Genomic DNA, 16,044 nt, shown 5'->3' on the forward strand with positions numbered 1-16,044 from the left:
AATATTGACACTTTAAATTACGTTGTGTTATATTATAAAAGTCGCTTACGAGCGAAAGTGTTAATTGCTCTTTGAAAACTAAACAAACAAGAACGTCAACAAAAAATATTAGTTTCTTCTATAAGAAACTAGCCAACGTAACAAATGAGCTATATCAACTTTCTTGGAGAGTTTGATCCTGGCTCAGGACGAACGCTGGCGGCGTGCCTAATACATGCAAGTCGAGCGAATCAAGAGGTGCTTGCACCTCTTGATTAGCGGCGGACGGGTGAGTAACACGTGGGCAACCTGCCTGTAAGACTGGGATAACACCGGGAAACCGGTGCTAATACCGGATAATTCTTTCCCTCTCATGAGGGGAAGCTGAAAGTCGGTTTACGCTGACACTTACAGATGGGCCCGCGGCGCATTAGCTAGTTGGTGAGGTAACGGCTCACCAAGGCGACGATGCGTAGCCGACCTGAGAGGGTGATCGGCCACACTGGGACTGAGACACGGCCCAGACTCCTACGGGAGGCAGCAGTAGGGAATCTTCCGCAATGGACGAAAGTCTGACGGAGCAACGCCGCGTGAGCGATGAAGGCCTTCGGGTCGTAAAGCTCTGTTGTTAGGGAAGAACAAGTACCGGAGTAACTGCCGGTACCTTGACGGTACCTAACCAGAAAGCCACGGCTAACTACGTGCCAGCAGCCGCGGTAATACGTAGGTGGCAAGCGTTGTCCGGAATTATTGGGCGTAAAGCGCGCGCAGGCGGTCCTTTAAGTCTGATGTGAAAGCCCACGGCTCAACCGTGGAGGGTCATTGGAAACTGGGGGACTTGAGTACAGAAGAGGAAAGCGGAATTCCACGTGTAGCGGTGAAATGCGTAGAGATGTGGAGGAACACCAGTGGCGAAGGCGGCTTTCTGGTCTGTAACTGACGCTGAGGCGCGAAAGCGTGGGGAGCAAACAGGATTAGATACCCTGGTAGTCCACGCCGTAAACGATGAGTGCTAAGTGTTAGAGGGTTTCCGCCCTTTAGTGCTGCAGCTAACGCATTAAGCACTCCGCCTGGGGAGTACGGCCGCAAGGCTGAAACTCAAAGGAATTGACGGGGGCCCGCACAAGCGGTGGAGCATGTGGTTTAATTCGAAGCAACGCGAAGAACCTTACCAGGTCTTGACATCCTCTGACACTCCTAGAGATAGGACGTTCCCCTTCGGGGGACAGAGTGACAGGTGGTGCATGGTTGTCGTCAGCTCGTGTCGTGAGATGTTGGGTTAAGTCCCGCAACGAGCGCAACCCTTGTTCTTAGTTGCCAGCATTCAGTTGGGCACTCTAAGGAGACTGCCGGTGACAAACCGGAGGAAGGTGGGGATGACGTCAAATCATCATGCCCCTTATGACCTGGGCTACACACGTGCTACAATGGATGGTACAAAGGGCTGCAAGACCGCGAGGTTTAGCCAATCCCATAAAACCATTCTCAGTTCGGATTGTAGGCTGCAACTCGCCTACATGAAGCCGGAATCGCTAGTAATCGCGGATCAGCATGCCGCGGTGAATACGTTCCCGGGCCTTGTACACACCGCCCGTCACACCACGAGAGTTTGTAACACCCGAAGTCGGTGGGGTAACCGTAAGGAGCCAGCCGCCTAAGGTGGGACAGATGATTGGGGTGAAGTCGTAACAAGGTAGCCGTATCGGAAGGTGCGGCTGGATCACCTCCTTTCTAAGGAATATACAGTCCTTGTGGACTGATAAACGTTGACTGTTACTTGTTTGTTTAGTTTTGAGAGAGTAATCTCTCTGATATATTCGTTCTTTGAAAACTAGATAATCGTAAGAAGAAGAAACCAAGTAAAAACCGAGTGAAGGGAAAAATGAAGTTCAATTTTTCCTAGCCATTTTAGTTTTTCTCTCTTATTAAATAAGAGAATAACCATTTAGGTTAAGTTAGAAAGGGCGCACGGTGGATGCCTTGGCACTAGGAGCCGATGAAGGACGGGACTAACACCGATATGCTTCGGGGAGCTGTAAGTAAGCTTTGATCCGGAGATTTCCGAATGGGGGAACCCACTGCTCGTAATGGAGCAGTATCTTTACCTGAATACATAGGGTATTGAAGGCAGACCCGGGGAACTGAAACATCTAAGTACCCGGAGGAAGAGAAAGCAAACGCGATTCCCTGAGTAGCGGCGAGCGAAACGGGACATAGCCCAAACCAAGAGGCTTGCCTCTTGGGGTTGTAGGACACTCAACATGGAGTTACAAAGGAACGGGGTAGATGAAGCGGTCTGGAAAGGCCCGTCATAGAAGGTAAAAACCCTGTAGTTGAAACTTCGTTCCCTCCTGAGTGGATCCTGAGTACGGCCGGACACGAGAAATCCGGTCGGAAGCTGGGAGGACCATCTCCCAAGGCTAAATACTCCCTAGTGACCGATAGTGAACCAGTACCGTGAGGGAAAGGTGAAAAGCACCCCGGAAGGGGAGTGAAATAGATCCTGAAACCGTGTGCCTACAAGTAGTCAGAGCCCTATGTTTTTTCTTTCGAAAAAACCCGGGTGATGGCGTGCCTTTTGTAGAATGAACCGGCGAGTTACGATCCCATGCAAGGTTAAGTTGAAGAGACGGAGCCGCAGCGAAAGCGAGTCTGAATAGGGCGAATAAGTATGTGGTCGTAGACCCGAAACCAGGTGATCTACCCATGTCCAGGGTGAAGTCCAGGTAACACTGGATGGAGGCCCGAACCCACGCACGTTGAAAAGTGCGGGGATGAGGTGTGGGTAGCGGAGAAATTCCAATCGAACTTGGAGATAGCTGGTTCTCTCCGAAATAGCTTTAGGGCTAGCCTCACGTTGTAAGAGTCTTGGAGGTAGAGCACTGTTTGGACTAGGGGCCCTCATCGGGTTACCGAATTCAGACAAACTCCGAATGCCAAAGACTTATCCGTGGGAGTCAGACTGCGAGTGATAAGATCCGTAGTCAAAAGGGAAACAGCCCAGACCACCAGCTAAGGTCCCAAAGTTTACGTTAAGTGGAAAAGGATGTGGAGTTGCTTAGACAACCAGGATGTTGGCTTAGAAGCAGCCACCATTTAAAGAGTGCGTAATAGCTCACTGGTCGAGTGACTCTGCGCCGAAAATGTACCGGGGCTAAACGTAACACCGAAGCTGTGGATTGACATCTACGATGTCAGTGGTAGGAGAGCGTTCTAAGGGCGTTGAAGCTAGACCGTAAGGACTGGTGGAGCGCTTAGAAGTGAGAATGCCGGTATGAGTAGCGAAAGATGGGTGAGAATCCCATCCACCGTATGCCTAAGGTTTCCTGAGGAAGGCTCGTCCTCTCAGGGTTAGTCGGGACCTAAGCCGAGGCCGAAAGGCGTAGGCGATGGACAACAGGTTGATATTCCTGTACCACCTCTTTATCGTTTGAGTGATGGGGGGACGCAGGAGGATAGGGTAAGCGCACTGTTGGATATGTGCGTGTAAGCAGGTAGGCTGGTGAATAGGAAAATCCGTTCACCGTAAGGCTGAGCTGTGATGCCGAGGGAAATATAGTACCGAAGTTCCTGATTCCACACTGCCAAGAAAAGCCTCTAGCGAGATAAAAGGTGCCCGTACCGCAAACCGACACAGGTAGGCGAGGAGAGAATCCTAAGGTGAGCGAGAGAACTCTCGTTAAGGAACTCGGCAAAATGACCCCGTAACTTCGGGAGAAGGGGTGCTTTTTGAGGTGAATAGCCTCGAAGAGCCGCAGTGAATAGGCCCAGGCGACTGTTTAGCAAAAACACAGGTCTCTGCGAAGCCGCAAGGCGAAGTATAGGGGCTGACGCCTGCCCGGTGCTGGAAGGTTAAGAGGAGGGGTTAGCTCTAAGCGAAGCTCTGAATCGAAGCCCCAGTAAACGGCGGCCGTAACTATAACGGTCCTAAGGTAGCGAAATTCCTTGTCGGGTAAGTTCCGACCCGCACGAAAGGCGTAACGATCTGGGCACTGTCTCAACGAGAGACTCGGTGAAATTATACTACCTGTGAAGATGCAGGTTACCCGCGACAGGACGGAAAGACCCCGTGGAGCTTTACTGTAGCCTGATATTGAATTTTGGTACAGCTTGTACAGGATAGGTAGGAGCCTGAGAAGCCGGAGCGCCAGCTTCGGTGGAGGCGTCGGTGGGATACTACCCTGGCTGTATTGAAATTCTAACCCTCACCCCTGATCGGGGTGGGAGACAGTGTCAGGTGGGCAGTTTGACTGGGGCGGTCGCCTCCTAAAGAGTAACGGAGGCGCCCAAAGGTTCCCTCAGAATGGTTGGAAATCATTCGCAGAGTGTAAAGGCACAAGGGAGCTTGACTGCGAGACCTACAAGTCGAGCAGGGACGAAAGTCGGGCTTAGTGATCCGGTGGTTCCGCATGGAAGGGCCATCGCTCAACGGATAAAAGCTACCCCGGGGATAACAGGCTTATCTCCCCCAAGAGTCCACATCGACGGGGAGGTTTGGCACCTCGATGTCGGCTCATCGCATCCTGGGGCTGTAGTCGGTCCCAAGGGTTGGGCTGTTCGCCCATTAAAGCGGTACGCGAGCTGGGTTCAGAACGTCGTGAGACAGTTCGGTCCCTATCCGTCGTGGGCGCAGGAAATTTGAGAGGAGCTGTCCTTAGTACGAGAGGACCGGGATGGACGCACCGCTGGTGTACCAGTTGTCTTGCCAAAGGCATCGCTGGGTAGCTATGTGCGGACGGGATAAGTGCTGAAAGCATCTAAGCATGAAGCCCCCCTCAAGATGAGATTTCCCATAGCGTCAAGCTAGTAAGAACCCTGAAAGATGATCAGGTTGATAGGTCAGAGGTGGAAGCGCGGTGACGTGTGGAGCTGACTGATACTAATCGTTCGAGGACTTAACCAATTTTTAAAAGATGAACTCGTTTTTACTAACTTCTTCTGAAATTATCTAGTTTTGAGGGAATGAATTTTTTCAAAAACCTCTTGAAAAATCTCTGAAAGACAGTATAATAAAGTATGTCTTTGAGAAAACAGTCTGGTAATAATGGCGAGAAGGTCACACCCGTTCCCATACCGAACACGGAAGTTAAGCTTCTCAGCGCCGATGGTAGTTGGGACAAGCGTCCCTGTGAGAGTAGGACGTTGCCAGGCTGTAACAATTTTATTATTCCGCAGTAGCTCAGTGGTAGAGCTATCGGCTGTTAACCGATCGGTCGTAGGTTCGAGTCCTACCTGCGGAGCCATTCTTTTATGGAGAGCTGTCCGAGTGGCCGAAGGAGCACGATTGGAAATCGTGTAGGCGGGTAACCCTGTCTCAAGGGTTCAAATCCCTTGCTCTCCGCCATAAAAACACTATCTATATTGTATGGCCCCTTGGTCAAGTGGTTAAGACACCTCCCTTTCACGGAGGTAACACGGGTTCGAATCCCGTAGGGGTCACCAGAGTTTTTTTCACGATAGTGAAAAATAACTTTCCTGTAATATGGAGGATTAGCTCAGCTGGGAGAGCATCTGCCTTACAAGCAGAGGGTCGGCGGTTCGATCCCGTCATCCTCCACCAAAGTTTTTTCGCGATAGCGAAAATAACTTTCCATAGTATTTTTATTGTCGCGGGGTGGAGCAGTCCGGTAGCTCGTCGGGCTCATAACCCGAAGGTCGCAGGTTCAAATCCTGTCCCCGCAATACGGTCTGGTAGTTCAGTTGGTTAGAATGCCTGCCTGTCACGCAGGAGGTCGCGGGTTCGAGTCCCGTCCAGACCGCCATCTATATTTTAAACCTACTGGTTTTTAATAAAGAGGCCTAATAGTGTGGCTCAGTAGCTCAGTCGGTAGAGCAAAGGACTGAAAATCCTTGTGTCGGCGGTTCGATTCCGTCCTGAGCCACCATTTTAATTCTATTGATTATATGCTTGCCGGTTTAGCTCAATTGGTAGAGCAACTGACTTGTAATCAGTAGGTTGGGGGTTCAAGTCCTCTAGCCGGCACCATTAGGTGAAAGATTCATATTATGTGGAGGGGTAGCGAAGTGGCTAAACGCGGCGGACTGTAAATCCGCTCCCTCCGGGTTCGGCGGTTCGAATCCGTCCCCCTCCACCAATGTTTTTTCACGATAGTGAAAATAACATTCTATATATAGGGGTATAGTTTAAAGGTAGAACGAAGGTCTCCAAAACCTTTGGTGTGGGTTCAATTCCTACTACCCCTGCCAAAAAATTTTATTGTGGCGATTGTGGCGAAGTGGTTAACGCACCTGATTGTGGTTCAGGCATTCGTGGGTTCGATTCCCATCAGTCGCCCCATTAAATCATTTTTCATTGGGCTATAGCCAAGCGGTAAGGCATCGCACTTTGACTGCGACATGCGTTGGTTCAAATCCAGCTAGCCCAGCCAATTTGCGGAAGTAGTTCAGTGGTAGAACACCACCTTGCCAAGGTGGGGGTCGCGGGTTCGAATCCCGTCTTCCGCTCCATAATACGGCGCCATAGCCAAGTGGTAAGGCAGAGGTCTGCAAAACCTTTACCACCGGTTCGAATCCGGTTGGCGCCTTTATTTTATTTAATATCATTTATATTTTGCCGGGGTGGCGGAACTGGCAGACGCACAGGACTTAAAATCCTGCGGTAGGTGACTACCGTACCGGTTCGATTCCGGTTCTCGGCATTACGTATTTAAAACTTTATTTTGCCGGTGTGGCGGAATTGGCAGACGCGCACGACTCAAAATCGTGTTCCGCAAGGAGTGTCGGTTCGACCCCGACCACCGGTATCATCAATCGCTTATCAGGCGAAAAAAAACGTTTCTTACACTAAGTAAGAAACGTTTTTTTTTTACTTTGTTAATTTATATATAGGATCTCCGTGACTGTATTTTAGTAATTCTATCTTTTCCAGTCATCATGAAGACTTCATGGTTAAAAGCCTATTTAAAGTCCAATTCTCGTCAGTAAAAACTATATGTCTAAATAGAATTTTTAAGTAGAATCAATATATGTAAAAGGAAGGGGATGAAAATGGGAAATATTGATTTAAGAAGTCGGAATATTAAAAAAGGGGAGGTTTGTTGTTTGCAAAATCGAAGTTACAAAAAAGCAAAAATGCTTACATTCAGTTTTATGCTACTTTTCTCCTTAATTGCTCCATACACGGGTTTTTATTCGCAGGCAATTGCTGTCGAAGCTGCTGCTACAGATGTTCACAATGGGGGCTTTGAAGAAGTTGAGATTCCTGGTTGGAGCCTTGTTACGAGTAATACATTAAGTAGGGTTTCCATTAGTGAAGATAGAGCCCACTCCGGTTCGAAAAGCTTATATTTTAATAATCCAAGTAATGAAGAACAATTGCAAATGAAAAGTGAGATGCTACCTGTAACTCCAGGTGGATCCTATACGGCTGCGGCATTTGTGAACGTAGTTTATCAGTCTCACAGTTTAGGTTACGAGGTCCATTATTTTAATGAACAGAATGAAAAAGTGGGAAGTGCAACTTTTATTAATTTTGGAACTGCAGCTTTAGGAAAAGATCAATGGACAGAAATTCGTGTACCCTTTGTCGTTCCAGCTGGCGCTACACAGGTTCAACTTCGCTTTAATTCAGGAAAAGTGGCGATCACAGAGGCCTACATAGATGATGTAGCAATCAATACAGGATTTGAAGAAAATGGACTAGCCGTTGTGAATGCAGGCTTTGAAGAGGAACTCGCTATTCCTGGTTGGAGTCCAGTAACTCAAAATTCATTAAGCAGAATTTCTATCAGTGAGGAACGCGTCCATACTGGATTTAGCAGTCTTCATTTTGATAATCCAAGTAATCTAGAACAATTGCAAATAACAAGCGACATGATTCCCGTTACCTCAGGTGAACCCTATACTGCAAAAGCCTGGGTTAATGTGATTCGTCAGTCCCATAGTATTGGTTACGAGGTTCATTACTACAATGATCAAAATGAAAAGATTGGTAGTCCAACCTTTATTAACTTTAAATCAGCTGATATAGGAACGAATCAATGGAGCGAGATCAGTATCCCATTTACAGTCCCGGCGGGTGCAACACAGGTTCAACTTCGATTCAATTCTGGGACTATCGCTATAACCGAAGCCTTCATTGATGATGTATCCATTGTAGGTATAGGTAGTGAGGGTCCGCCTGTAGAAATACCAAACAGCGAAATCATGAATCCTAGCTTCGAAGCTGAACTACAGGATGGAGACATTCCGGGTTGGATATCTGAATTTGCTGGGCCAGGCATTACAATCAGTTCAGAGAGGGCTCGCACTGGAGTGCAAAGCTTACATCTGCATGATACTACTGATAAAGCAGGAGTCAGTGTTTTAAGTGATAAAATTGCCATTGAGCCTAGTGAATCCTACCTGTTAACAGTCTATACCAATGTTGTGAATCAAACACATAATATTGTGACTGAAATCCGCTATTTTGATGCAAACAATAATAGAATTATAGAACATAGACAACTTAATGGGAATTTGCCTAGAAACGAATGGAAGGATTTAAAAGTATTTAGTGATGCACCTGACAATGCAGCATATGCAAGACTCTCATTTTATTCTGGAGGAATTAGTTTTACCGAAGCCTATTTCGATGATGTTACTTTAGAAAAAGTGACTGACGATTCCAAATTAGACCGAGAATATGGACCGTCTACTAATCTTGGAGAAATGGTTAGTGTTCAATTAGGTCAAGCTGGTGCTATTCAGGAAAATAGCCTTGGAGAGAATGAAGTATACTATCATTCCAATGGGCACCCTGGAACGTTTTCAGTGTTAGATGCAGAGACAGGGGAACTCAAGTTTTCAAAAGTGATCCCAAATACAGAGGCCGTTTGGGCAATTAGCATTGGTCTGGATAAAAACGTATATTTTGCAGGTACTTCTGATGGAAAATTGTATCGTTATGTCCCAGCTTTAAAAGAAGTTCAGGAGCTTGGAGCCAACCCTTCCGCAGCATGGGTTTGGGATTTGGAAGCTGCCGATGATGGTAAAATATATGGTGCCACCTATCCAGGTACAGGAGTGTTCGAGTATGACATCAACACCAGTGAATTTAAAGACTTCGGCAGTGTTGTTGACCAAGATTATGCTCGTGGATTGGCGGTAGATGGAGATTTTCTCTATGTTGGAATCGGAACAACCAAACATCTTTATAAAATTAATCGACACACAGGGGAAAAAGAAGAGATTATTATTGAAGGTCAATCCGGTGAAAACGGGATTATCCAAGACATTTGGGTTGTTAATGGTAAGCTGTTAGTTGCTGTATCAACTGTAAATATGTTAGTAATTGATCCAGCTACAAAGACAGTGGAAAATTCGTTTGTGTTTAGTAATATGATTTCTGAACCGGACCCTGACCAACCTAATATTTTCTATTATAAAAATGAATCACAATTGTACAAATATGATATGAATACCAATGAGTCATCATTGATTGAAGGAATTCCACTTCTACCAGATACATTGCGGGTAAAGGATATGTCTTGGATTACCTTATCAAATGGTGAAACCGTATTGGCGATGGTAACGCAATATGGGGAATATATGCTGTATAATCCGGATTCAAATGAGTTGACCTTTGTTGCTTTAAATCTTGCGGCAACATCTGTGGCGATTCAATCACTAGAAGCTGGTCCCGACGGAAAAATTTATATGGGTGGATATCAGCGTGGAATGAGTGTGTATAATCCGTTTACAAATGAAATCGAAGTTAATATTCCATCTTTTGCACAGCCAGAAGGAATTGGATTTTTGAATGACAAAGTATATTTTGGAACATACGTGGGGGCCATTATGTACAGCTATGACCCAACACAGCCAGTAGATTTAAACAGCAATCCGAATCTTGAATATGATATTACCGATGAACAAGATCGTCCTTTTGCGATCACTTCAGGTGATAACAAGCTCTTTGTCGGAACAATCCCAGATTATGGGGTATTGGGAGGGGCCCTTGCTATCTATGATGCAGATACAGAGAAATGGTCTCAGCAAAGAAATGTAGTTCAGGATCAAAGTATTATTAGCTTAGCCTATCATGATGGTAAATTATTTGGAGGTACATCGATATGGGGTGGTTTAGGAATTAATCCTGCAGCTGATGAAGCCAAAATATTTGTTTGGGATGTTGAAAAGGGTGAAAAAATTGCCGAATTCACTCCTGAAATCCCGGGAATCGATGTAACACCGAAAATGATTGGTGATTTATCAATAGGCCCTGATGGATTCTTATGGGGAGCCATAGAAGGAACTATTTTTAAAATGGACCCTGATACCTATGAAGTATTAGATAGTAAAGTGATAAGACCTAGCTTATATAACAGCAGCAAATGGTTTCCGTACCAACTAAGTTGGGGACCTGATGGAATGTTATATACAACATTGGCCCGCAGCCTAATTGCTATTGATCCTGAAACGTTGGATTACAAAGTGCTTGAAGAGGATTTCATGAACAGCATGACGATTGGAATGGATGGAAGTATTTATTATGCCCTAGGCAGTGAGCTTCATAAAATTGCTGTACCTGAAACGGATGCAACGTTAAAATCGGTTACGATTAATGGGGAGGCCCTGGAAGGTTTTCAACAGGGAGTACTAAACTATACAGTAAATGCTAAGCCAACTGAAAACATTCTAGTTGAAGCGAATCAATCAGGTGCTATTTTGGATATCGTCCATTCAACCGATAAAACAGAAATTATAGTCATTGGTACGGATGGAAAATCAACGTTAACGTATACCATTGTTTGGTCAGATAAACCAGGAAAACCGGATAAACCAGGAAAACCGGAGAAACCAGGAAAACCAGAGAAACCAGAGAAACCAGGTAAAAATTAAATAGTAAAATCAAGAGGGTGTCCCAACTTTGGGGACACCCTCTTTTAACGATTGTTAATTAGAATAAGTTTTTTCAATTGAATCTACATTGTTGTGTAATGCATTTTTCAATGTTTCATCAATGTTGCTGTTATCTAAATGATTACGAAAATCTTCGAGGTGCTTCATTGCTTGTTTGGTATTACCTTTTTGGTAATGATGTTCCCCTTGTTTCAACTTGTTTGTTAATTGTTTTGCCAATGAATGGGGAATGCCACCTGCTTCTTCTAACTCAAAAATTTGCGCTGATAAAGTATCAGTTGTGACTTCAACAGTTACAATTAACTTATTGGTAGTGACAACTTCTCCATTGTAAGCAACTTTTGCATAAATTTCGGTTGTTCCAGCATTTTTACCGATGATTTTACCTTCTTCAACGATAGCAGCATTAGGATTTGAATTCACCCATTCTATTTCAGCACCTGCTAAATCGATTGTGTTTCCATTTACGAGTGTAACAAACAAATCAATGTTCTGTTCGGCCCCTTGAAGTAATGAATCATTTGCTACCGTCAATGTACCTTTGTCTAGTCGAACTGGTAATTGATATAAGTTATGGTCGGCTGTATAGTAAATATTGCCCTCATTATCAAGATCCATTAATTGAACATTCCCGGTAATTAATTGTTTGCTTTTCATTGTTTTCGGATCGATGACTGTTAATTGGCGTCCTGCTGTTGTGTAAAGATATCCTTGATTATCCCAGCGTATGAAAAATGGTCGCCATTGACTTCCTCTGTTTACACCTTTATAAAGTTCCATGCTTTTAATAATTTCTCTATTTTTTGGATTCATCGCAAAAATCACCGTGTTATGGGCACCGGTTTTATCTAATCCCCATGCCACTCCCCAAATGTTTCCATCAGGCCCTACAGTTAGTTCACCAATCATTTCTGGTTTCTCTAATCCATCCACATGAAGGTCGAATTCTTCGTGCGTACCTGTTTCAACATCATATTTAAACATTTTTGCCTTGTGTTCGGTAGGGTCAATACCGAGCCCTCCAGAAATAGTCGATCCCCCAAACACGGTACCATCCAAATAAGCTAATCCAATGATACTTTGATTTTTAACAATATTACGGATTGTATTCCATTGGTCCGTTTCAGAATCGTAAATAGTTAATGCACCGCCAAGTCTTCCGTAATCAGAAATGGTACCAACAAACAGCTTGTTGTCGCCTGATGCAAAAGTGAAAGGCCTGCTTTGATCATCCCCGATGTCCTGAACCATCACCGGATTATCACCACTTACACCACCTGTATAATTAAACGGAAGGTCTGGATCATATTTAAAAATTCTGGCGCCCCCATAGGTACCTAAATAAACATCGCCATTCAAAAATCCGATTCCCTCTATTTGGTGAGGATCCCGTTCATGCAGGATATATTCATCGATAGAAGTATCAAAGACTCCAAAGGAACCTTGATATCCGCCCATATAAATTTTTTGATCTTCACTAATTTCTAAACTTTGCATTAATAGTCCTTGCATATCTACTTCAGGATAACTTATTTTTACAGCATTAGTAGTTGGATCAAAGATAGAATACTCGATTTGATGATGTAAGATGGCTAATACATCTTTCCCACTTTCATCTTTTATCCAACTCATCGCTTTTGCCGGTGTGGCAGGCAATTGAACAGTCGGTTCTACTTTTGCCGTTTCATGTGTTGTCATATCGTATGTCCATAATTGCTGCGTATTTTTATTAATATAGTAGATAATATTTTCAGCATATGGTGATGGAGATGATATAAGCCCATCAAAGGTATGCTCATCCTGCCAATTCATGGTACTTTTCTCTTCGCCTGTTGTCTTGTCGATAGTAACCATTGAAGTTCCATAAGCAACAAAGATATTATTTCCATACTCCCAAATATTTGATATTTGTGTTGCAACGCCAGTAATTGGAAGTTTAATTTCTGTTCTTTCACGGGTTGCAAGATCCATTTTCATTAAATAAGCCGTTGTACCAGTACCTACATAAAGAGATTCTTCAGTGATTCCAAGTCCACGTGCATATTGTTGACCCTCATAAAAAGTACCTAAATCGGTAAATTGGGCAGATTCAATATCATATTCAAACACTTTAGCATTTGGATAGGTAGCGCCATAGATTTTCCCATCAACAGAAGCCTCTAGCTGCCAGACCCAATTATCAGATGGATTTTTTCCAAGCTGCTCAAGGCGTTTTTCCTCGACGACATATCTGTATAAAATTCCATTATAGGTGCCTGCAAAATAAACATTGCCATCTGCACCGATGACCATTGCCCAAACGACATCACTGCCCGGCAAGTCTTGAGAAAATATCTTCTTACCCGTTACAGAATCCGTTGCATAAAAGGTGGCTGGTGAACCGTTCGTTGCATAGTAGAGCTCGCCATCACCTATGGCTACCCCTTGAGATTTAGCAGCTAATGCGGCAGGACCATGATTAATAGGTTTACCATATTCAATAGGGAAATCTAAAATATTTGATTCCTTTTCAAATAGCTTCACATCATCATAATATCCCTTCATGTTGGAGGTGGTTGGTTGATAGATAAAAACCTTTACTCCCGTTGCACCGGCTGGAGCAGTTGCTTCGATTTCTACTGTTTGCCACTTATTGAAGGCAGGAACATCAAAATATTTTGGTGTGTCAGAAAAATTCTTTCCTTCATCATTATACCAACGCAGCCAAATTCCGGGTTTACCTGTTAATTCTTCAACATACAGCTGTGCTGATAATTTATATTGATTTCCTGGAGTTATATCAATTTCCTTACTGAATAATCCAACCGCGCCTTTATTATCCACAGCAAGACTTTGATTGCCAGCAAAAACTACATTCTCTGTTATCTTCATTCCAGTTTTAAGTCCGCCTGTCCAATAAACCCATGATGGCAGATTTGTTTCAGAGGCTGTTTCTGCTTCAAAACCACCGTTTTCTATATTTAGCTCTTTCCAACCATCTGCAGCCTTTGCAGAGATAGGTTGCTGGTTAAAGGGAAGTGATGATAGAACTAGAATGGCTGCTAGAATACAGCTATAAAGTTTTTTAATTTTATATTTCAATATTTTTTCCCCCTTATCTACAAATCTATCTTTCATATTGATAAAGCTTATGTCCTCTAGCAAAATAGATGTTTCCATCAGGATCCATTGCAAAAAGGTTGGCATCTTCTACTAATACCTCTTGATCCAACGTATCAGGATTGATTCTAAATAATTCTCCGTGAGCTTGGCCATATAGATAGCCATCTTCATCAAATTCTAAGAAACCACCGCGCCATAGATGTCCAATTGAATCCCAATTCACTGAATATAGTTCCTTTGTAGCAACAACTTGGTTTGTTTTAGTATCGTATTTAAATAAAATACCTGAAGTAAGCCCCCATAGATTGCCTTCCTTATCAAAGGTTAGGGCAGAAATGGCTTTTTCACCAGGTACAGGGATGGTTTCGAACTGCTTTTCACCAGTTTCCATATTATAGACAAATAATTTTGCTTCTTCCTCTGTAGGCGAAATACCTAAACCGCCCCAAACTGAAGTACCGCCATATAGCAGCCCATCCTGATACGCTAATGAGATCACACTTTGATTTTGAACAATATTTCGATGAAGGGTATAATCATTTGCTGCTGGATCAAATATAGTTAATGCCCCGCCGAGTTGTCCATAATCCGGAACCGTACCGATGGCCAATAGATTACCTGCAGACTCTAAAGCAAAGGGGCGATCTTGACCTTTAGATTTTAAGCTAAAATGTTGAACTGGATTTACACCCATTTCATAGCTTTGCATCGGATTATAGGAATGTAAGAACCCCCCAGGATAGATCCCCATGTATAAACGATTTTGATGGGTAATCATTCCTTCGATTTGTCCTAGACCCTTGTTCTCTGTTACTTGGTTTGTTAGATAGTTAAATTCAGCTAGCCCGCCAGATAAATATCCACCGACAAATATGTTTCCGTTAGGACCTTGAGTAAGGGATTGGATACCAACAGGCTGACCGCTCAATTGCCCCTGTAAAATTTGATGATTTCCGGTAATCGGATTGTAATGACGAATTTTTCCATCCCAAGCAATGGATACTAATGTTTTGCCCGGATATTGATTATTTTTAAATTTTGCCCAGCCGAAATCTCTTGCTGAGAAAAGATTATTAAAACCAGTTGGTGTTAGCTTCAATGAGTTCAAATCATAGGAATACAGCTCTTCATTTTTGATAAAATAAACCAAATTACCTGGACCAGGTTCAGAAACATCAAGTCCATTTGCACCATCAATCTCGTCCACGATCTTCATTGTTTTCAAGTCAAATACTAGAATCGTATTACTAGAACCGGTTACCCGCGCGAACATTTTATTGTGAACTACATCGATATCATATACATTGGTTCCTTTTGCATATTTTTCAGGCAGAGGGATTTCCACCTTTTTACCAGACTGGATATCTACCTCGAAAAGATTTGCTCCATTCGTTCCGATGCCAACATAAAGCTTGTCTTTATGGACAGCAAGGCTTCTAGAATATTGTTGTCCTTCCATGATTTGTCCATAATCCCGAAACTCGTTGGTTTCAGGATCATATTGGAATACCTTTCCATTAGGGAAGGTCCCCCCATAAATGCGTCCATCGTCATCGGATTTTACTCGCCAAATAAAGGATTCACCTGGAATCGGATTCCCTAAGTTCTCTACATGATCTGCGCCTGGAACATATTTAAACAAAGAGGCTTTTGAGTTTGTTCCGACATAGACATTTCCCATCGGATCAACCGTTACCCCCCATGCTCCACTTGCACCATCTAGTGGAAAGCTAGCAACGCGCTCGCCGGTTTTTGCATCAAGAACATTAAAAACAGCAGGGGAACCGTTAGCGACTGCGTAAATCCAATCTTCACCATTTGGACCTTTTCCGTAATCAGCTGCGGGAACGGAGACTGAATTCAGAACAGTACCAATCTCACGAACATTACTTTCCTCAGCATTTGCTGGAGGACTTCCAACAACACTTGAAAATAATAAAAAGAATATTACTGTAAACAAAATATAAGTAAATGTTTTTCTTTTCATAGCTTACCTTCCTTTCGCTTTTTGATAGGGGAGGGAGACTGATGTTGTAAATAATTGGTTGTTTAACTCACAACATTTGAAAACGATTACAAATTTTAAGGTCAAAACACCTC

3 protein-coding genes, 16 tRNA genes and 3 rRNA genes are annotated in these 16,044 nt (G+C 43.7%); 20 read left to right on the forward strand and 2 right to left on the reverse strand.

The window, feature by feature from the left end; genetic code table 11:
* Nucleotides 1-160 precede the first annotated feature (160 nt).
* The 20 genes from AC2TFD_RS06615 (at nucleotide 161) to AC2TFD_RS06710 (ending at nucleotide 10,821) form a co-directional block, all read left to right on the forward strand.
* Nucleotides 161-1,710: ribosomal RNA gene (locus tag AC2TFD_RS06615) — 16S ribosomal RNA — on the forward strand.
* Between the two features lie 217 nt (nucleotides 1,711-1,927).
* A 23S ribosomal RNA gene (locus AC2TFD_RS06620) occupies nucleotides 1,928-4,882 on the forward strand.
* A gap of 131 nt (nucleotides 4,883-5,013) precedes the next feature.
* Nucleotides 5,014-5,130, forward strand: a 5S ribosomal RNA gene (rrf, locus tag AC2TFD_RS06625).
* The 16S, 23S and 5S rRNA genes sit together here with 16 tRNA genes alongside, the layout of an rRNA operon.
* 17 nt (nucleotides 5,131-5,147) lie before the next feature.
* Nucleotides 5,148-5,222: transfer RNA gene (locus tag AC2TFD_RS06630), tRNA-Asn, on the forward strand.
* A gap of 9 nt (nucleotides 5,223-5,231) precedes the next feature.
* A tRNA-Ser gene (locus AC2TFD_RS06635) sits at nucleotides 5,232-5,323 on the forward strand.
* A gap of 23 nt (nucleotides 5,324-5,346) precedes the next feature.
* Nucleotides 5,347-5,421 (forward strand) — tRNA-Glu (locus AC2TFD_RS06640).
* A 42-nt stretch (nucleotides 5,422-5,463) separates the two neighbouring features.
* Nucleotides 5,464-5,539 (forward strand) — tRNA-Val (locus AC2TFD_RS06645).
* 48 nt (nucleotides 5,540-5,587) lie between these two features.
* A tRNA-Met gene (locus AC2TFD_RS06650) sits at nucleotides 5,588-5,661 on the forward strand.
* Nucleotides 5,662-5,664: 3 nt separating this feature from the next.
* Nucleotides 5,665-5,741 (forward strand) — tRNA-Asp (locus AC2TFD_RS06655).
* A 47-nt stretch (nucleotides 5,742-5,788) separates the two neighbouring features.
* Nucleotides 5,789-5,864, forward strand: a tRNA-Phe gene (locus AC2TFD_RS06660).
* Between the two features lie 25 nt (nucleotides 5,865-5,889).
* Nucleotides 5,890-5,965 (forward strand) — tRNA-Thr (locus AC2TFD_RS06665).
* A 24-nt stretch (nucleotides 5,966-5,989) separates the two neighbouring features.
* Nucleotides 5,990-6,074 (forward strand) — tRNA-Tyr (locus tag AC2TFD_RS06670).
* Nucleotides 6,075-6,112: 38 nt separating this feature from the next.
* Nucleotides 6,113-6,186 (forward strand) — tRNA-Trp (locus tag AC2TFD_RS06675).
* 15 nt (nucleotides 6,187-6,201) lie between these two features.
* A tRNA-His gene (locus tag AC2TFD_RS06680) sits at nucleotides 6,202-6,277 on the forward strand.
* A 16-nt stretch (nucleotides 6,278-6,293) separates the two neighbouring features.
* Nucleotides 6,294-6,368, forward strand: a tRNA-Gln gene (locus AC2TFD_RS06685).
* A gap of 4 nt (nucleotides 6,369-6,372) precedes the next feature.
* Nucleotides 6,373-6,447, forward strand: a tRNA-Gly gene (locus tag AC2TFD_RS06690).
* Between the two features lie 6 nt (nucleotides 6,448-6,453).
* A tRNA-Cys gene (locus AC2TFD_RS06695) sits at nucleotides 6,454-6,524 on the forward strand.
* Between the two features lie 28 nt (nucleotides 6,525-6,552).
* Nucleotides 6,553-6,638: transfer RNA gene (locus AC2TFD_RS06700), tRNA-Leu, on the forward strand.
* Nucleotides 6,639-6,661: 23 nt separating this feature from the next.
* Nucleotides 6,662-6,743: transfer RNA gene (locus tag AC2TFD_RS06705), tRNA-Leu, on the forward strand.
* Between the two features lie 298 nt (nucleotides 6,744-7,041).
* The gene (locus AC2TFD_RS06710; RefSeq protein ID WP_484675342.1) at nucleotides 7,042-10,821 is read left to right on the forward strand and encodes a carbohydrate binding domain-containing protein; all 3,780 of its coding nucleotides are present in this window, start codon (nucleotides 7,042-7,044) and stop codon (nucleotides 10,819-10,821) included.
* A gap of 54 nt (nucleotides 10,822-10,875) precedes the next feature.
* Here AC2TFD_RS06710 and AC2TFD_RS06715 read toward each other — a convergent pair whose 3' ends face one another.
* Nucleotides 10,876-13,923, reverse strand: a complete 3,048-nt coding sequence (locus AC2TFD_RS06715; RefSeq protein ID WP_484675343.1) for an FIMAH domain-containing protein — start codon at nucleotides 13,921-13,923, stop codon at nucleotides 10,876-10,878.
* A gap of 25 nt (nucleotides 13,924-13,948) precedes the next feature.
* Complete coding sequence (locus tag AC2TFD_RS06720) at nucleotides 13,949-15,931, reverse strand: NHL repeat-containing protein (RefSeq protein ID WP_484675344.1); 1,983 nt, start codon at nucleotides 15,929-15,931, stop codon at nucleotides 13,949-13,951.
* Nucleotides 15,932-16,044 lie beyond the last annotated feature (113 nt).

Source organism: Neobacillus sp. plas4 (genome assembly GCF_057221695.1).